Source organism: Acinetobacter sp. YH12138 (assembly GCF_015218525.1).
Taxonomy (GTDB): Bacteria; Pseudomonadota; Gammaproteobacteria; order Pseudomonadales; family Moraxellaceae; genus Acinetobacter; species Acinetobacter amyesii.
Genome location: NZ_CP048670.1, coordinates 874,844 through 892,772 on the forward strand (window position 1 = coordinate 874,844; position 17,929 = coordinate 892,772).

Sequence of the window (17,929 nt, forward strand, 5' to 3'; positions counted from 1 at the left end):
AGCAGGTATTTGGAATCATTTGCTACATGCTCATAATATGGGGCGGAAAACCCCATATTCAAGCCTGCATTGTCCTAGTTATAGGTTAATCATTCTCAAGGAATGAACGCAAATGCTCTGAACGTGATGGATGGCGAAGTTTACGTAATGCTTTCGCTTCAATCTGACGAATACGTTCACGTGTTACGTCAAACTGTTTGCCCACTTCTTCCAAGGTATGGTCGGTTGGCATATCGATACCAAAACGCATTTTCAAGACTTTCGCTTCACGTTCAGTCAAGTTTTCAAGAACTTCACGTGTTGCTTCTTTTAAGCCTTCTGACGTTGCAGCGTCAATAGGAGAGGTGATATTACCGTCTTCAATGAAGTCACCAAGATGCGAATCTTCATCATCACCAATTGGTGTTTCCATTGAAATTGGTTCTTTCGCGATTTTAAGCACTTTACGAACTTTCACTTCGTCCATTTCTAGACGTTCACCTAATTCTTCTGGTGTCGGTTCACGACCCATTTCTTGAAGAAGTTGGCGAGATACACGGTTAATCTTGTTAATGGTTTCGATCATATGTACTGGAATACGAATAGTACGTGCTTGGTCGGCAATTGAACGCGTAATCGCCTGACGAATCCACCAAGTTGCATAAGTAGAGAATTTATAACCACGACGATACTCGAATTTATCCACCGCTTTCATCAAGCCAATGTTACCTTCTTGGATCAAGTCGAGGAATTGCAAACCACGGTTGGTGTATTTTTTCGCAATCGAAATTACCAAACGTAAGTTAGCTTCAACCATTTCCTTTTTCGCACGGCGAGCTTTCGCTTCACCAATCGACATACGTTTAGAAATGTCTTTGATGCCTTTAACATCTAAACCAAGTTCTTTCTCGATGTCAGCGATTTTTTGTTGGAATGCCAGAACGTCAGGGCGGACTTTTTCAAGATAGCCTTTCATTTCTGCAGGTGCTTTAGCAATTTGTTCATCTAACCAAGCAAAGTTAGACTCTTGGCCTGGGAATGACGTACGGAATTGAGTACGGTCCATACGACCACGACGTACTGCATAGCGCATAACTTCACGTTCAGAAGTACGGATTTGGTCATGGGTATTACGAATCAAATCAGAGATGATGTCGAATAAACGTGGTGTGAATTTGAACATCATGAACACAGTTGCAAGTGCTTCAAGTGCAGCAGCAGCTTCTTTACTGTTACGACCATGTTTTTCAATTGCAGCTTTAGTGACTAACCATGCTTGTTCAAGCTCAGTGAAACGTGCTTTAGCAATTTCAGGATCTGGACCAGATTCGCCTTCAGAATCATCATCACCTTCAGACTCTTCTTCTTCATCGTCATCATCAAGTTTGACATCTTTAGTTGGCTTGTTGGTTGACGCTTCATCTTCATCGATCTCAGAATCATCTTCGTCGATCACTTCTGGGATGGCTTCGTCAGATTCTGGATCTAAATAACCAGAAAGAATATCAGCTAAACGGCGTTCACCCGCTTCATAATCTTTATATTCTTGCAATACAACTTCGACTGCATTTGGCCAATAAGCAATAGAATGTAAAACGTCACGAATACCTTCTTCGATGCGTTTTGCAATGCTAATTTCGCCTTCACGTGTCAAAAGCTCAACTGTACCCATTTCGCGCATATACATACGCACAGGGTCAGTGGTACGACCGGGTTCATTTTCAACAGATGCAAGTACAGCAGCGGCTTCTTCTTCAGCAACTTCGTCAGTCGCTTCGCTGCCACCTTCAAACATTGTATCGTCAGTTTCTGGTGCACGATCATGTACCGGAATACCCACGTCATTCAACATCTGAATGATGTCTTCAATCTGTTCACTTTCAGTGATTGAGTCCGGGAGATGATCGTTAACCTCGGCGAAAGTTAGGTAACCTTGCTCTTTGCCTCGGCTAATCAGAGCCGCTACTTGAGAAGTAGGGGAAGTCATATCGCTCATCTTTGCTTACTCTTCGTTGAATCTGTGGCAGTAAAAAACCGTGCATTTTAGCACGATCGTCTCATTAAATCTTGTTAATAGCTGGCTTATCCCATTAGGACGGTACAGCATCAAGCTGTCCAATGAGATATTAAAAATTTAAATTCAGTAATTTAGGTGGGGCTGAAATTGTTGTTTTCAAGTTCATCCCATGCATCGATTATTTTACGAGTCATCTTTGACTGTCATAAAAATGAAGGACGCAGGGTGGATTATATCATGCCACAGGTTTTGGTAAGAAAAAAAGACCTATTTTTAAAGTTTAGTTGTTAAAAAAACAAATAAAACTTGACAATATTTTATATCCCATATAAATAGCGGCTAGACCCCTTCAATTTTTTTCATTATGAGGTAGTTTTGGTGTCTTCTACAGATTTTGAACTAGATGATAACTACGGTGATGATGATGTGAATTTCGATGAGGCCAGTGCAAAAACTAGCGCGAAAGAATCGTTAGAAAAGCGCCGACTTATTGATGACCTTCTGGCTCAGCGCCGTCTTGAACGTGAGCTTAAAGATTTTGATTACGACATCGACGATGACGATGATTTTGATGACGAAGAAGACTAAATAGCGATTTAGCATAGCGCTTGAAAATGCTATGCTTACGCATTAAGTTTCTAACTCTGGATTTGAAATGAGTGCTTTAGATTTAGACCTTTTGAGTGACTATCTAGACGGCGATGACAACGAGCATGGTCTAGATTTTGCAGCGACTCATGGTTTTTTATGTGCAATTGCAGTAGGCCCAGCTTTTGATAAATGGCTAGACGAACTTTTTGATAACAATCAGAAAAAAGTACCTGCTGAAATTATTGCACAAGTAAAAGCATGGCTCGAATCGATTCGTCAGAATCTTGCCAATGAAGATGGTATTGAATTTCCCTTTGAAATTGAAGAAGCCGATGTTGAATCAAGTCTTGGTGACTGGAGTGTTGGCTTCGTTGATGCCATGTTCCTAAACGAAGATGCATGGTTCACCGACGAGTTTGAAGAACAATTGGTAGATTTAACTTTGCCAATCATGGTGTTCAGCGGCATTGATGTAGAAGATCCACAAATGGAATCTTTCCGTCGTAATGGTCAGTTGATGGATGAACTTGCAGAAGAAATCCCAACCAATTTAAACGAATTATATTTGATGTATCACACACCAAATTAATTTCGACGAAATTTAAAAAAAGCACCTTGGGGTGCTTTTTTTAGCGCTATACCTTTTCAATTCAAAGTTAGTCTAAAGGCTTAACTACGTTTGGCTTTTAAGAAGCTCTTTGCCATCCATCCAAAAGATAAAGCCAACATGAGATAATGGATGAATAAAGTAAAGCTGATAGCAAGCAGCCAGACCCAAGCGGGTAATTGCGTTAGCGCCATTTGAATAAAGGCTTGGGTTTCAGGGAAGATCAAGAGACAAATGACTGTAGCAACGACACTGATGAGAACCGAAGCTAAAATACAGCTCCAAATCAAAGTTCGCTTTTCTAACTTATTTGGCACTCGCTGATGGTCTTTAACAAAGCTAGATGCTACAGCAAGACCGCCCACGATGAGACAGGTAATAGATGAACCACTAGGTAAATCAAAGAAAGATTCGATGGCTGCGACAGCAACCATGGCGACGGCATAAGCAATGCTAAATGTGATGATGTATTTTTTCATTATTCAATGTTCATATTTTCGTTATATAAAGGGAGAGTATAACTTACCCGAAGTTTCTTCACTGAATTTTAAGTTTTAGTGAAGGGTATTGATTCAAATTCTAACGGAATAATTTAAAAAAATTTATAATTTTTTAGCGCAGTAGTCTGCATACCAACCATAGGCAATATGAAATATTGTGCCATGAATGGCGACCAAACAAAGCATAACCACAGCAGTTAGCCCGATGCCTGCATGATCTACAGACTTCATAATGCTTTCGGCATTGGGATTCATTAGCACCAAGAACAGCACAAAAAAGCTCCCAATGATGATTGCAACGGCACTGGAGCCCCAAACCAGTTGAATCTTTTCATGGTTGCTAGGCACGCGTTGTTCTTTCTTTACAAAATGCCCAACGCTGATTAATGCACATGCCACCAATGTAGGAATTAATGTAATACCACCAAGATTTAATCCAAAAATTAATACGGTAATCAAAAGCACCAAGGCGATGCTATAAACAGCAGCAAAGTGTAGGAGATAGTGTTTCATTTAAGCCCCAAAACAAAAAATTAACGAGGTCGACGTTGATGTCGACGGTACAAAATCCAAGCAATAATGATGACTGTGATTAGAATAATCACATGGCCAACTTTACTAAATATTTGCTGCATTAACTGCTGATTTTCACCTAAATAAAAACCCATACAAGCTAAAAAAGTGGTCCAAATAATCGTACCTAAACCACTATAAAACATAAACTTCCAAAATGGCATGCGGCTCATTCCAGCAGGAATACTAATGAGAGAACGCACAGCTGGAATCATTCGGCCAAAAAATACAATGCGGTGACCGTATTGCTCAAACCATGCTAGAGATTTTTTTACATCTGCCGATTTGATAAATAAATACTTTCCATAGCGATCGACGAAGTGAAAGATGGATTCATGCTTAAATTTATAACCAATCCAATATAGCAATGCAGCCGCCAGTAAAGAACCGACACAACCTGAAATAATGACACCAATGAGGAGTAGTTGACCTTGGGAGGCAGAATAGCCAGCCGAGGGCATAATGATTTCAGAGGGGATTGGGGGGAAGACATTGTCAAGAAACATGAGCAGGGCAATACCGAGATAACCCAATTGTTCCATGATTGAAATGATCCATTCAGTTAAAGTCATGGTAGCTAAGGCAGAGAAAAGGTGTATTTATCCTATGTTGAAAAGCGCAGTGGGTAAAGTTCCGTTTTAAATATTCCTGAAACCACCTAAGTAAAACAACAAATATTGATTTCATCTTGTATTAAGTAGCACGTAGGCTGAATTAGAAGGAAAAGTATGAATACGTGATGGCATTAAGCAATGCTGAATGATATAAGGTTGAATAATTGAAAGGCTTGGATCATAGTTTTTATAGTATTGAGTGTACGCTGTTCAGTTTGGATTTTATTTTGATGTCGGAGCTTTAGCAGCTTTAAAAATCGTTTTATGTACTGAACAGCGTAGGACAAAGTTGCAATAAGTAGCGTTGCAAGGTGCATAAATTAATCATCATGTTCCATATTTAATAGTGTGTGAATATAGACTTGGCGTAAGCTCAGAGATAAAGCAAATGGAATCACACAAAGTCCAAGAATGTTGAGCATAGTGGGTTGTAAGTGCAATGTATAAGCAATAAATAAGGCAAAAATTGCACCAATGCATGTAGCAATACTGACTATCAAAATATGCGACTGTTGGTTAAGGAGGTGTTTTAATTCTCCTACACTTTCTTTTACACGGGGAGCGGGTAAAGCAAGGCGCCTTGAGGTTGCAATTGGAGAGTTGATTAATTTTGGCATAATGCTTTCCTTTTCAATTATCTATAATGATTTTCTCGGATCAATTGATCAGAATAAGCATAAATGCGCGAACTGATTCTCGTAAATAACCAGATATAGTTATTTTGTCAAAAAAATTAAGTCACTGTTGAGAATGCGTAAAAAAAGCCCTAAAAATAGGGCTTTTATTTATATATCGTTACAACAAATTTTCCTTAGAGACGCTTACGTTTTGCTGCCACAATTTGTGATTGACGCATACGGAAGCCTGCTTTTTGCTGTTCAGTAGTTTTGTCGATACAGTATTTGCATGATACGCCGTGTTCGTAGCTCGGAAGTTCAACTTCAGCAGGAGCCAGTGGCCAACCGCATGCGTGACATTTGATATTTTCGCCTTCTTCCATACCGTGAGTGACAGCAGTACGACCGTCAAATACGAAACATTCACCTTCCCACATGCTTTCTTCAACAGGGGTTTCTTCTAAATATTTTAAGATACCGCCTTTAAGGTGATAAACCTCATTAAAGCCTTCTTGAAGTAAAAGTGAGGTTGATTTTTCACAGCGAATACCGCCTGTACAGAACATGGCAATTTTCTTATCTTTATGCTGCTCAAGCTCTTTTTTCACGTATTCAGGGAATTCACGGAAAGTCTCAGTTTTCGGGTCAATCGCACCCTTAAATGTACCTGCTTTGTATTCATAGTCGTTACGTGTATCAATTAGGATTACGTCATCACGTGCAATTAGTTCATTCCATTCTTTAGGATCAAGATAGTGACCGACTAAATCACGTGGTTTCACTTCCACACCTAAAGTCACGATTTCTTTTTTCAGTTTGATCTTCATTTTACGGAATGGTTTATCCGTACTATGCGATTCTTTGTATTCCATCGCATTAAAGCCTTCATTGAGAAGGAATTGATGGATGATATCTACAGATTTACGGTCACCGGCTACAGTACCGTTAATTCCTTCACCTGCCACAATTAGAGTACCGCAAAGGTTGATGGTTTTTACCAAGTCTAAAAGACGTTGTTGAAGATCGGCAGGATCTTGAACTTCTTTGAATTGATAAAGTGCGGCAACAACCCAACCAGAGGTCGCTTGCTGTTCTACAGGTGCAAGCTGTTCTACAGTAGCGTTCATGGAGTACTCCAAATGAATAAACAGGATAAAAATTAAGGCGCACATTCTACCGTGATTTGGATGAATAAGCGAGTAAAGCGATGGCTTTTAACCACACATTTGATCATAGCTTCATTTCAGTAGTTTTAGCGTGTATAGTCATGCCGAGTTGTTTTTATCCCATAAATATTGATTGAATGGAGCCGGTTTTGAGTACTGATCGTCGAATTGCCTCGTTAACCCCATGTGCAGGGCGTTGTTCTACGGTATTTGGTGATTCAGTCTGTCGTGGTTGCCGCCGCTTTAACCATGAAGTCATAAAATGGAATACCTATACAGCAGAGCAACACACGGCCATTTGGTGTCGTTTAGATGCACAATTAGATCAAATTTTAATACCGATGTTGCCGCAAGCAGATATCATCCATGTCGAAGGCTTTGTCTTGTCTAAGCGAGTTCGCTTACGTCCAGATGCAAGCAAAGGCCGTAAACTGTATCACGCACTCAAGCTCTGCGAAAAAAACCGTCATTTCACAGATGAAAGTGGACTCGGGATACATTACAAACAGGTGCGACCGTTGTGGGATGAATTTGAGCGTCGTATTTTAGCACTCGCCACAGCCAGCTATGATTTGGCATTTTTAAGAGCAGATGCCATTCGCTTGCATTTATTGCAAAACATGGATGAAGAGGACTAAGTCCTCTTTTTTTATTTATGAAATTTATCTTGATGTAAAAAAATAAGTGAAGGAATTTCAGCGTGAATTATTCGGAGTACTTTTTATATTGTGTTGCAGTCATCGTGATGATTGCAACACCTGGACCTGTCATGCTGTTGGTCGCAAGTTCAGGTTTACAAGGCGGATATAAAAAGGCATTTCAAACCATTGTCGGGACAAATTTTGCGTCACTGATTTTGATTGTGCTGTCAGTGTGTATTTTAAAGGCATTTTAAATGTTAATGCGCATTGGCTCGATGGCATTAAAATACTGGGTTGTTTATATATTGCTTATATTGGTTTTGATATTTTAAAAGAAGTAACGATACAGCCCACTGCACAATCTCTGCAGTTAAAAGCAGCACAAGGGGGTTTTAAGCAAGGACTAATTGTGGGGATTTCAAATCCTAAGGATATTATTTTCTTCGCGTCATTTTTTCCGCAGTTTGTAGGAATTACTCCTCATCTTAATCTGAGTTTAATTGTGTTGACCCTGAGTTGGATCGTTTTAGATTTCGCAACTTTGTCTTTGGTGTATTTGTCTTTTCATCGATTGTCGAAATCACGCTGGTATAAAAAATTGTTGGCACTGTGTGGGCTGATTTTAGTGGTAGTTGCCATCTACGGGATCTATAGCATATTCACGGTTTAATTCTTAACTTGAAATGTGCAGTAAAAAATAAAAAGGCTGATTCAGTCAGCCTTTTTATGAACGTGTAGAGCTTTAATTAATTCGCACTAGAGATTGTGCTGTAAACGATATTGCACAATCTCTTCAATGGTGAGTACAGTCAAATGATGGGTTTGTGCATACGCTAAAACTTGTACGCCATTGGCCATTGTGCCGTCTGGGTTGGTTAATTCACACAAGACACCTGCAGGTTTTAAACCGGCCAGACGTGCCAAATCAATAGTCCCTTCAGTATGTCCACGACGGGTCAATACGCCGCCTTCACGCGCACGTAAAGGAAAAACATGACCCGGACGGTTTAAGTCACTAGCCACAGCACCATCTTTAATTGCGGCTTTGACTGTAGTTGTTCGGTCTTTTGCTGAAACGCCAGTAGTAACACCTTCCGCAGCTTCAATGGTGACAGTAAAGGCAGTTTTAAAATGGCTAGAGTTATCAGACACCATGGGTGGAAGTTCTAAATGATTGGCTTGAGCATCGGTTAAACACAGGCAGACAATTCCTGAACCGTCACGAATCATACGTGCCATGGTTTCTACAGTCAGTGTTTCTGCAGCAACAATCAGGTCGGCTTCATTTTCACGGTCAAAATCGTCCATGACTAAAACAGGCTTGCCATGACGAATGTCTTCTAAGGCTTGCAGCATGCGCTGTTCTGCAGGTGGAAGGGCAGAAAAGAAAATTTCGGGTTGAATTAAACTAGACATTGAAACGCTCGCGTAAATTTTAGATACGGTTGAACATTTCAGGACATGTGAAATAGTGGCGTTACGATATATATTGAAAATGATCAATGATATAGAGATGTGACGTCGTCTTCTTTCATCCGGACTATACCGTCGGCTCAGGTATTGCACCTGATCTGCGAATCGCGTTTAAACGATTGGCTCGTGGGCTTTTTGTAGGGCTTTCAACCCAGCAAATTTACCACCGGTGGGGAATTTCACCCCGCCCTGAAGCGATGTGTCTTGAGTATAGACCTGTTTGAGTGATGATGGGGGATTATTGCTTAAAATCATTTGCAAAATTTTAGATAAGTAAATTTATAAGATTGGATTTGTAAGCATTTATATAAAGTGTGTCAAAGCATGCTATCGTGCCGATAAATCAACCATGATTGCATAATGATAAAAAATGACCGCTCCTCAGCATTCTCAGCAGCAGAATATAAAGCTGCATCATTCACAGTTAGATCAAGAGTTTTCAACAGATCTGTTCCAAGATGTGCAGGTTATTCGGTATCTGCAAGTAATCGGTGTTGCACTGATAGCAGCCAGTTTCGTGTATTTGATCGCGGCAAACTGGTTGATGTTGCCAAAATTCATCCAATTGGCAATTCCAATGTTGCTGTTGCTACTGAGTGCTGTGACGAGTGTATATGTTGCAAGTCGTGTTTGGATTCAGCAAAGTTTAGATACTTTAAGCGGTTTGTTGCTTGGATTGAGTTTGGCTGTGATTGGGCAGGTCTATCAAACAGGTGCAGACAGTTATCTGTTGTTTTTGGTGTGGGCTTTGCTGCTTTTACCTTGGTTATATCGACCGAATATTGGAGTCTTTGCGTTACTGTGTTTGATCAGTCAATTGGCATTATTTTTATATTTTAAACAAAGCTATTTAATCGTTGATCATTCATGGTGGTATTTACTCTGCATGAATGTATTGACCGCAATATGTGTGACCTTGTGTTTGAAATATTATGCTGCACTGCGCTTTGTATTTGTTGCATTTATTACACTAATGTCGATGTATTGCATGTTTTTATACTGCGGAAATGGGGCAGAGCAGTATCAATGGCAATATTTAATTTTTGCCTTGTTGCTTCCAATTTATCTGATTATCTATTTTTATCGACAACAGCGTGCGTTAGAAACCAGTTTACAAGCCGCGGGTCTTGCCGCGAGTTTCAGTATTTTGATTTTCCAATGGGCAGAACATATTTTATCTGACTCGAGTGCAGGATTGTTGGTTTTTGCCTTGCTGATATTTGCTTGGTTTGCGGTGATCAGTTGGGCACTGATGAAATTTTTGCCACAGACTAAATTTGCGGTTATTCCTTTAGCTATTGGGGCATGGTTCGCAGGCATTATTTTATCGAGCTTATTGCTGACCTATTGGAAAGCGTTTTCGATCGTCATGGGCTTAGTTTTTGTGGCTGTGGCTTGGTGGTTGATTCGACATGCTAAGAGTATCTTTAGCCGTCAATTTGCTTACTGCTTATGGGTATGTGGCCAATCTGCGGTCTTCATACATACAGAGAGCTTAACCAATAGCATTTCGTTTATTTTATTGTTGCAAATTGGCGTTATCTTGCTCTGTTTGTTTAGTCGAATGCATTGGTTTATTGTTTTTGTTCAACTCATTGCAGGATACGGCCTTGCAGTGGCCACACTATTTGATGCCGATCTTTTTATGAGCGATGAACATGTCATCTTAGCTGTGATTGGATTGAATTATATTCTACTGATTTTCTTGCTCGGGAGTGCAACAGCTTGGTTGCACTCGATGTATCGAAAAAGCATTGTGTTATGGATGTTATGCATCGTATTGGCGGGTGTGGTGTTGCAGACGTTGTCAAATAACATTCTACAGTTTGAACAGACCCAACATGGTGTTCTTGACCTGTTTATCGGTTATCTGTTGCCTGTAGTTTGGCTTGGCCTTTACATCGCAAATCAGAAAAAACAGGCTGGGAGCGAAAAATGGCTTTTACTGCTATTGGGCCTTGTACTGATTGCGATGGGTTATTTTGAAATTTTCTTGCTATTGGTTTTATTGGCATGGGCGCAGGTCTATCAGCAATCTTTGGTTAAAGCCCTGAGCATCGTGTTGATCATTTTTAGCTTATGGATGCTGTATTACAATTTAGGTCTGAGTTTTTTATTAAAAAGTTTAACGATTTTGATCTCTGGTCTTTTGCTGCTTGGCATCACCAAAATGTTATCTACGATACAGCTTAAACAAGGGGGAGGAGCATGATGAACATACTCAATAAAAAAATACTTCCTATTGGTTTGGCTGTACTCAGTATTCTTTTATTTGTACTGATGATTGCACGTCATGAATGGCATCTGGCAAACAGTCAGAGTATTTATGTAAAGCTGCAACCTGTCGATCCGCGCTCTTTGATTCAAGGGGATTATATGGCCTTGAATTATCAGCTCTATTTTGGTGGTCAGCCATCAAAAGAGCAATCTGCCAATGGGCAAGCTGCCAAAGCGAACAAAGAAGAAAATGTACACCGTGACTATTTTGTCGATAAAAACAGTATTGTGAGTTATGCGCAGCTTGATGCACAGCGTAGAGTGATTCGAACCAGTTTCAACCCAGAGTTATTAGCGCAGTATCCAAGCTCATCCACAAAACTGGTGCTCAAAAATCCTGACAATAGATTTGAGGGTTTATATCCCGCTGCGAGCAGCTTTTTATTTGCTGAAGGCTTGGAAGCATGCTATCGCGATTCGCAATATGCAGAGCTAAAGGTACAAGAAAATGGTCAGCCTTTGTTGGTGGGTTTAGTCGGAGAGCATTTACAGCCCTTTGATTGTAAACAAAACCAAGCATGGTGGAAGGGCCCGAGAGCAGGGGAGATAAGTTGAGCTGTTGAGTTGTATGTAGTGATATGCGTCTAATACTGAATTTTTGCAGTCAATAATGCATAGTTCAGCCATAAAAAAGCCCGCAAATTTTGCGGGCTTTTTAGAATCTTTAAATGCTTGAATTAAGCAACTTGAACTGGAATACAGTTCGCTGTGTGGTTCACCGTGTTGTTTGGGTTCGCATAGACTAGACGTGGCTTATGTGCATTTGCTTCAGCTTCTGTGAAATCGCCAAAAGTTGCGATAATCATCAAGTCGCCAATATCTGCTTGGTGAGCAGCACCGCCATTTACAGAGATAATGCCCGAACCTTCTTCACCACGAATGGCATAAGTGGTAAAACGCTTACCATTAGTCACGTTCCACATATGAATTTCTTCATATTCACGGATACCGGCTAAATCTAGAAGAATACCGTCAATTGCACAAGAACCTTCATAATGTAATTCTGCTTGTGTAACGACGCAACGGTGGATTTTAGCTTTTAATAAACGAGATAGCATGGCTAGCGTCTCCTTGGTAGACCTAAGATCGTATCTTATGGTGGAACAATCTCTTGAATGCTGGGTGAGCAGTCAAATGCAAGCGCATTTTGCTCTGAAATCATTCAGATGGCAATAAGTATTGTTCAACAATTTGTGGAATTGTCAGTTCTATTTGTAAGCGTTGATCTGGTTCATGGCTTGCTGAATCTCACCACTTACCAACAATTTAGTACGTGATAAGGCATGTGCAATAGCATCATCCATTAAACCTTGTTCACTACTTGGTGCTTTACCTAAGACATGGCCTGAGACACGTTCTTTAGAACCAGGGTGACCAATACCAATACGTAAACGATGGAAATTTGGACCAATATGCGGGACGATATCGCGTAAACCATTATGGCCACCATGACCACCGCCAGTTTTCAGGCGAATGACACCAGGGTTCATATCAAGTTCATCGTGTGCGATAAGCATTGCTTCGGGAGCAATTTGATAGAATTTGGCGAAGGGAACAACACTTTGACCAGAGAGGTTCATAAAGGTTGTAGGTAACAGCAGACGAACGTCTTGACCTTCGATATTACCACGACCACTGATGCCTTTATATTTAGGATCAGCTTTGAGTTGGATGCCATATTGTTCTGCAAGGCGTTCTACGAACCAGAAGCCTGCATTATGGCGGGTTTGGGCATACTCAGAACCTGGGTTACCCAAACCAACAATCAGTGAAAGTTTACTCACTCATTTACACCATTTAACACTTATGCGCGTTTGAAGTCAGCGTGCATAGGAGTGTTTTTAGCTGGGTGACGTTGTAAAGCTTGGATTTTAACGCTTTCAGCTTTACCGTCAATGTTGATTTCAACAACTTCTTCAAAGAATGCGTTGTTTTCTAAAGCTTTAACAAGTTCGCGAAGTTCCAAAGTAACTGCTACAGGTTCAGCTGCACCACCGTAGATGATTGCTGGTACTTTATTTTGAAGACGAAGGCGGCGGCTCGAACCTTTCCCTTGTACTGCTTCTTCACGTGCTACTGCATTTAATACGAAGTTTGCCATGATAGACATTCCTATTTAAGTTTAATTGACTAGACCTTCGACCAGTCTAGTGATAGAAAGCCCCACCAAAAGGCAGGGCTTTTAAATTTAGCGCTATATTATAGATAAGAATCGAACATTGCGCTAATAGATTCTTCGTTGTTAATACGACGAATTGTTTCAGCAACCATACTTGCAACTGAAACTTGGCGAATCTTACCAAGAGCTTGAGCTTCTTCTGAAAGCGGAATAGTGTCTGTTACAACCAATTCGTCAATCACAGAGTTTTTCAAGTTTTCTAAAGCTTTACCAGAAAGTACAGGGTGAGTTGCGTAAGCAACAACTTTGCGAGCACCAAAAGTTTTTAGTGCGTCAGCAGCTTTACACAATGTACCTGCTGTATCCACCATATCATCAACGATGACACAGTCACGGCCTTTAACGTCACCGATCAAGTGCATTACTTGAGATTCATTCGCTTTTTGACGGCGTTTGTCGATGATCGCAAGATCGATATCACCCATTTGCTTAGCTACAGCACGCGCACGTACTACACCACCAACGTCAGGAGAAACAACCATTAAGTTGTCGTGTGACTGTTGACGAAGATCTGCTAAAAGTGCAGGAGTACCGTAGATGTTGTCTACAGGAATATCGAAGAAACCTTGGATTTGGTCAGCATGAAGGTCGATCATGACAACGCGGTCAATACCAACAGTTGTGAGCATATCTGCAACAACTTTTGCTGTAATTGGCACGCGGCTTGAACGTGGACGACGGTCTTGACGAGCATAACCAAAATAAGGAATGACAGCAGTGATACGACCAGCACTTGCTCGACGCAAAGCATCAGCCATAACTAAGATTTCCATAAGGTTATCGTTAGTTGGAGCACAAGTTGGTTGTACGATGAATACGTCTTTACCACGAACATTTTCAGTAATTTCGACAGCGATTTCACCGTCAGAAAATTGACCTACAGATGCAGCACCTAGAGGGATGTGAAGGTGGCTAACGACTTTTTGGGCGAATTGTGGATGTGCAGATCCACTAAAAACGACAAGATTGGGCATGAAGCACCCTTGGCGGTTGGCAAATTGGAGAATTAGATGGCAGGGGCGGCTGGATTCGAACCAACGGATGCCGAGATCAAAACCCGGTGCCTTACCACTTGGCGACGCCCCTAATGCGGCAGAACTTTAATATTTTTACAGTATTTTGTCAAGTTGAAACAACAAAGATACTGCAAATTATGCTCTGTCTTTTTTGAAGTAAATGGCAGGGGCGGCTGGATTCGAACCAACGGATGCCGAGATCAAAACCCGGTGCCTTACCACTTGGCGACGCCCCTAAATTGATGAAATAGCGAATAAAGTAAATGGCAGGGGCGGCTGGATTCGAACCAACGGATGCCGAGATCAAAACCCGGTGCCTTACCACTTGGCGACGCCCCTAATACTTTACAGCAATTACATCTACAGGTGAAAAATGATGGCAGGGGCGGCTGGATTCGAACCAACGGATGCCGAGATCAAAACCCGGTGCCTTACCACTTGGCGACGCCCCTATATCAAACTTCAAAATGACGTAATGGTGATTCTTGCAAACTGCGAACCAAGTAAGATTTACATGGTGCATCTTTCAATATGTCATCAATATTCATATTTTCAGTCACTTCAGTAAATACACAAGCACCTGTACCTGTAAGCTTTGCTGTACCGAACTGATCTAAGTACCGCATTGCTTCATCGACTTCGGGATATAAGCTTCGTGCCACAGGCTCAAAGTTATTTCCAAAATCAGATGGCGTTTCCTGATAGCCGCAAAATTTAGTGGGCTTTGAGTCTCTTGTCAACGTTTTTTGTGAAAAAAGCAGTTGAGTGCTGATAAAACAGTCAGGTTTTAACACAATGTACTGTTTTTGAGCTAAATCTATGAATGTTAAGTGTTCACCGATGCCTTCTGCCCATGCATTTAGACCATGTACAAACACGGGAACATCTGCTCCAAGTTGTAAGCCGAGCTCTGCAAGTTGTTCGGTATTTAGACCGCATTTCCATAGTTGATTAAGCACGATTAGGGTGGTGGCTGCATTGGATGAACCACCGCCGAGCCCTGCACCCATCGGAATATTTTTTTCAATGTGGATTTTTTGTGCAGTTAGTGCTTTAGCAAACGGTTTGAGTATTTGAGCAGCACGATAAATTAAATTTTGCTCTAGATTGACGCTGTTTAAGCCCTCAATTTGAATAAAATCTTCATCAGCAGAATTTGCACGTGGATGAAATTCCATCCAATCCGATAAATCGATGAGCTGAAAAATCGTTTGTAATTCGTGATATCCATTCGGACGTCGGCCAGTAATGTGCAAAAACAAATTGAGTTTTGCAGGAGAAGGTACACGAATCACAGAAGTCATAGCTCAGCTTTTAGGCAAATTAACGATTTTGAATCACCATTGTAATACGGTTTTCCTGACCGGATTCAAGTGCTTGTTTTAAAATTAACTTGTTCGGTACCGTTGCAGTTTCATTATAACTCAGGTCAACCGTCCAACCATCTTCAATAATCTGTTGTGGGCGCTGCGCAGTATCGCGTTGAATTTTTGCTTGTGTGGTTGCAGGGCGTGCCTGTACCCAGTCGACGAGGTGGGTAATGGGAGCTTGCCAACCGGTAGCACGCTCGAGTAATTCTTCTGGTGTTGCTGCTTCAATCAAACCGGTTTTTGCACTATTGAGTTGAACTTGACCGGGTTTACCGCTGATTTGAGTTTTTCCAACACCTAATATGCCACTCAGTTCGATATCATATTCATTGCGGTCTTGAACCCAAGTAAAAAAAGCACTTCCTGACTGTTGTGGCGTGCGCACACCAATCTTACCTTGTAAGTTGAATTGATTTGCAGCGACTTCTTCAGGGCTGGGTTGATCGGGTGTTTTAATATATTGCTGACAACCGGTAAAAAATAAAGCGCAGCAGGTCAGGGCAGATACCCCAAATTTTGAAGATACTTGCATAAAGTCTTTTTAACTCTTTTTCATGGGTTGGGGTAACAATAACGAATGTAGTTGCTCTAATTGCGGATCATTCGGATGTTTTTGTTGGAGTTGTTGTAACAACGCGTCAAATTTATTCATATCACCTTGCATGAAGACTGATCGTGCGTAGCGAATGCCAATTTTTAAACTATTACTCAGTTCATATGCTTTGGCCAAAACAGATGCAGATGTACTAAAATCATTTTGCAAATAACAAATATAACCGAATGTATCTAAAATTGAGGCTTGCTCAGGAGCATATTCTAAGGCATGTTCGACGTATTTTCGGGCTTCATCTAAGCGTCTATTTTGTACCGCCAAGGTATAGGCATATGCATTTAAATAGGTCGGGCTATTGGGTTCAATTTCAAGTAATTGTTTTAGTAATTGGTCGAGTCTATCTTTATCTTGATGGGCGTCGAGCAGTAGAACTTCGGCATAAATGAGCTCAGGATCTTCGGGCAAGTTTTTTACCGCTTCATCAAGCAAACGGACTGCTGCTTTTTTATTGTTCATGCGTTTTAAAATATCTGCCTGAGCAAGATATAAGAAACTGGCATGTTGAGGATAATTAACCCGCTCTTGGGTTAAAAAGCGCAGTGCATCATGCAGCTTATTTTGCTGGCTAAAAATGCTGATCATATTGCGCCGTGAAACTGTATAAAGACTGCCATCAACAAGGCGATAATAGGCTTTTGCCGTTTCATAATGCTGTTTGCGTTCAGCATTTACTGCGAGATAGTAATACGCTTCATTTTGGTATTTGCTCGAATAACGTAACTCCACCAAATACTTTTCGGCTTTTTCATAAAGCTCTAAGTCAATACTGGTCAAACCTGCCATAAATAGCGGTTCTTCAGCAGATGGCCATTTCTTTAGTATATCTTCGAGTTTTTCTAGACCTAATTCTGACTGATTGATTTTAATTAAATATTTTGCTTCTGCTAAGCGAACTTCCATATTGTTGCGGTGTTTACGGCTGGATTTTTCGAACCATTTTAAGGTTTCGTCTTCATCACCCAACGACATGAGTAAATTGGCTTTCATTAGGATATAGCCAGTCACTTTCGGGCGTTTTTTCAGTGCTAAATTAATGGTGTCTAAGGCATCAGCAAAGGCACCATTTTGAGCTTGTAAACCTGCGACTAAGACCAAAATAGAAGGGTTGGTTTTTTCCTTGCTAGCGGTCAGTGCTTGAATCAGATAGGCGCGATCTTCCTCTGATTCAGGGGAAATACCCGCCAAAATTTGTTCTAAATCTGCATTTGGGTCAATGGTTAAAATTTTATCAAGTGTTTCGGCGGCAAGCTCATATTCATGGGCTTTCAAAGCAATATGTGATAAATAAAATAATGCTGGTACATCTTCAGGTTCTTGCACAACCCAATGTGTAGCAATATCTAAGGCTGCTTGTAAATCATTTTGCTCAATAGCAACGTTTAAAGCACGCTGTTTGACCATGGTGGATTTGCTTTTGATTGCAAGCACGGTGTAATTATGAAGCGCGGTTGGGATGTCGTTATAAGCTAAGGCAAATTCTGCAATCATACTTTGTTTAATTGCATCATATCCTGAATTTGCATGGTAAACTTCTCCCACGGCCCGAATTGGGGCAGTAGAAGCCATGCTACCAACAAGTAAGAATGTGGTAGAATACTGCTTTATTGTCTGGCCGTTCAGTCGGCTATTTGTTAGACGCAATTTTTCTTGATCCAAGTAATGCTTTTTATGACGCCGATAATGCACAATAGCATAA

General features: G+C 40.8%; 19 protein-coding genes, 4 tRNA genes, 1 pseudogene and 1 riboswitch. Of the genes and pseudogenes, 6 read left to right on the top strand and 18 right to left on the bottom strand.

All coding sequences use genetic code 11. From position 1 onward, the window contains the following. Nucleotides 1-85 precede the first annotated feature (85 nt). A complete protein-coding gene (gene rpoD / locus G0029_RS04135; RefSeq protein ID WP_078192191.1) occupies nucleotides 86-1,975 on the bottom strand; it encodes an RNA polymerase sigma factor RpoD in 1,890 nt (629 codons plus the stop codon). Nucleotides 1,976-2,374: 399 nt separating this feature from the next. Here rpoD and G0029_RS04140 point away from each other — a divergent pair, with 399 nt between their 5' ends. Both G0029_RS04140 and G0029_RS04145 read left to right on the top strand, forming a co-directional pair. After that, nucleotides 2,375-2,584: a PA3496 family putative envelope integrity protein gene (locus tag G0029_RS04140; RefSeq protein ID WP_078191373.1), complete on the top strand. Its 210-nt coding sequence runs from the start codon at nucleotides 2,375-2,377 to the stop codon at nucleotides 2,582-2,584. A gap of 67 nt (nucleotides 2,585-2,651) precedes the next feature. Beyond that, on the top strand, nucleotides 2,652-3,176 hold the full coding sequence (locus G0029_RS04145) for a YecA family protein (protein ID WP_180109770.1): 525 nt from the start codon (nucleotides 2,652-2,654) through the stop codon (nucleotides 3,174-3,176). A gap of 80 nt (nucleotides 3,177-3,256) precedes the next feature. Here the strand turns inward: G0029_RS04145 and G0029_RS04150 are convergent, their stop codons facing one another. From G0029_RS04150 to G0029_RS04170, 5 genes are all read right to left on the bottom strand, one after another. Continuing rightward, nucleotides 3,257-3,673 carry an ABZJ_00895 family protein gene (locus G0029_RS04150; RefSeq protein ID WP_180107738.1) on the bottom strand — a complete coding sequence of 139 codons (417 nt, stop codon included), beginning with the start codon at nucleotides 3,671-3,673 and terminating at the stop codon, nucleotides 3,257-3,259. A 123-nt stretch (nucleotides 3,674-3,796) separates the two neighbouring features. Beyond that, the gene (locus G0029_RS04155) at nucleotides 3,797-4,207 is read right to left on the bottom strand and encodes an ABZJ_00895 family protein (protein ID WP_111885304.1); all 411 of its coding nucleotides are present in this window, start codon (nucleotides 4,205-4,207) and stop codon (nucleotides 3,797-3,799) included. Nucleotides 4,208-4,227: 20 nt separating this feature from the next. Further along, complete coding sequence (locus G0029_RS04160) at nucleotides 4,228-4,839, bottom strand: DedA family protein (RefSeq protein ID WP_111885305.1); 612 nt, start codon at nucleotides 4,837-4,839, stop codon at nucleotides 4,228-4,230. A 362-nt stretch (nucleotides 4,840-5,201) separates the two neighbouring features. Beyond that, nucleotides 5,202-5,498 (bottom strand): hypothetical protein, encoded by a 297-nt coding sequence (locus G0029_RS04165; RefSeq protein ID WP_078192186.1) that lies wholly within the window; start codon nucleotides 5,496-5,498, stop codon nucleotides 5,202-5,204. 194 nt (nucleotides 5,499-5,692) lie between these two features. After that, complete coding sequence (locus G0029_RS04170) at nucleotides 5,693-6,625, bottom strand: rhodanese-related sulfurtransferase (RefSeq protein ID WP_180093757.1); 933 nt, start codon at nucleotides 6,623-6,625, stop codon at nucleotides 5,693-5,695. Nucleotides 6,626-6,813: 188 nt separating this feature from the next. On the opposite strand from G0029_RS04170, the gene G0029_RS04175 reads away from it, so the two are divergent. Further along, complete coding sequence (locus G0029_RS04175) at nucleotides 6,814-7,302, top strand: DUF1289 domain-containing protein (protein ID WP_180034455.1); 489 nt, start codon at nucleotides 6,814-6,816, stop codon at nucleotides 7,300-7,302. A 62-nt stretch (nucleotides 7,303-7,364) separates the two neighbouring features. Continuing rightward, nucleotides 7,365-7,975 (top strand): annotated as a pseudogene (locus tag G0029_RS04180) (LysE family translocator). An 86-nt stretch (nucleotides 7,976-8,061) separates the two neighbouring features. Here G0029_RS04180 and ribB read toward each other — a convergent pair. Then, nucleotides 8,062-8,721 (bottom strand): 3,4-dihydroxy-2-butanone-4-phosphate synthase, encoded by a 660-nt coding sequence (gene ribB / locus G0029_RS04185; RefSeq protein ID WP_180101767.1) that lies wholly within the window; start codon nucleotides 8,719-8,721, stop codon nucleotides 8,062-8,064. A 103-nt stretch (nucleotides 8,722-8,824) separates the two neighbouring features. Next, nucleotides 8,825-8,978: riboswitch (FMN riboswitch) on the bottom strand. Nucleotides 8,979-9,148: 170 nt separating this feature from the next. Here ribB and G0029_RS04190 point away from each other — a divergent pair. Both G0029_RS04190 and G0029_RS04195 read left to right on the top strand, forming a co-directional pair. After that, a complete protein-coding gene (locus G0029_RS04190) occupies nucleotides 9,149-10,990 on the top strand; it encodes a DUF2157 domain-containing protein (protein WP_180107739.1) in 1,842 nt (613 codons plus the stop codon). Next, a complete protein-coding gene (locus G0029_RS04195) occupies nucleotides 10,987-11,610 on the top strand; it encodes a GDYXXLXY domain-containing protein (RefSeq protein ID WP_227591862.1) in 624 nt (207 codons plus the stop codon). Before G0029_RS04190 ends, G0029_RS04195 begins: the two co-directional genes overlap by 4 nt. A 122-nt stretch (nucleotides 11,611-11,732) precedes the next feature. Here G0029_RS04195 and panD read toward each other — a convergent pair whose 3' ends face one another. The 11 genes from panD to G0029_RS04250 all read right to left on the bottom strand — a co-directional run bounded on the left by panD (nucleotide 11,733) and on the right by G0029_RS04250 (nucleotide 17,874). Further along, complete coding sequence (gene panD, locus G0029_RS04200; protein ID WP_078192181.1) at nucleotides 11,733-12,113, bottom strand: aspartate 1-decarboxylase; 381 nt, start codon at nucleotides 12,111-12,113, stop codon at nucleotides 11,733-11,735. A 150-nt stretch (nucleotides 12,114-12,263) separates the two neighbouring features. Then, the gene (gene pth, locus G0029_RS04205) at nucleotides 12,264-12,839 is read right to left on the bottom strand and encodes an aminoacyl-tRNA hydrolase (protein WP_168378106.1); all 576 of its coding nucleotides are present in this window, start codon (nucleotides 12,837-12,839) and stop codon (nucleotides 12,264-12,266) included. Nucleotides 12,840-12,859: 20 nt separating this feature from the next. Beyond that, complete coding sequence (gene rplY, locus G0029_RS04210) at nucleotides 12,860-13,156, bottom strand: 50S ribosomal protein L25 (RefSeq protein WP_078192179.1); 297 nt, start codon at nucleotides 13,154-13,156, stop codon at nucleotides 12,860-12,862. Between the two features lie 98 nt (nucleotides 13,157-13,254). Beyond that, on the bottom strand, nucleotides 13,255-14,208 hold the full coding sequence (locus G0029_RS04215) for a ribose-phosphate pyrophosphokinase (RefSeq protein ID WP_078191360.1): 954 nt from the start codon (nucleotides 14,206-14,208) through the stop codon (nucleotides 13,255-13,257). Between the two features lie 37 nt (nucleotides 14,209-14,245). Further along, nucleotides 14,246-14,320, bottom strand: a tRNA-Gln gene (locus G0029_RS04220). A 91-nt stretch (nucleotides 14,321-14,411) separates the two neighbouring features. Beyond that, nucleotides 14,412-14,486: transfer RNA gene (locus G0029_RS04225), tRNA-Gln, on the bottom strand. 28 nt (nucleotides 14,487-14,514) lie between these two features. Continuing rightward, nucleotides 14,515-14,589 (bottom strand) — tRNA-Gln (locus G0029_RS04230). Nucleotides 14,590-14,627: 38 nt separating this feature from the next. Then, nucleotides 14,628-14,702 (bottom strand) — tRNA-Gln (locus G0029_RS04235). Nucleotides 14,703-14,705: 3 nt separating this feature from the next. Further along, nucleotides 14,706-15,545 (bottom strand): 4-(cytidine 5'-diphospho)-2-C-methyl-D-erythritol kinase, encoded by an 840-nt coding sequence (ispE, locus tag G0029_RS04240; RefSeq protein WP_180107757.1) that lies wholly within the window; start codon nucleotides 15,543-15,545, stop codon nucleotides 14,706-14,708. A 28-nt stretch (nucleotides 15,546-15,573) separates the two neighbouring features. Next, on the bottom strand, nucleotides 15,574-16,152 hold the full coding sequence (gene lolB / locus G0029_RS04245) for a lipoprotein insertase outer membrane protein LolB (protein ID WP_180083771.1): 579 nt from the start codon (nucleotides 16,150-16,152) through the stop codon (nucleotides 15,574-15,576). Nucleotides 16,153-16,161: 9 nt separating this feature from the next. Next, complete coding sequence (locus G0029_RS04250; RefSeq protein ID WP_180107740.1) at nucleotides 16,162-17,874, bottom strand: hypothetical protein; 1,713 nt, start codon at nucleotides 17,872-17,874, stop codon at nucleotides 16,162-16,164. Nucleotides 17,875-17,929: the final 55 nt, after the last annotated feature.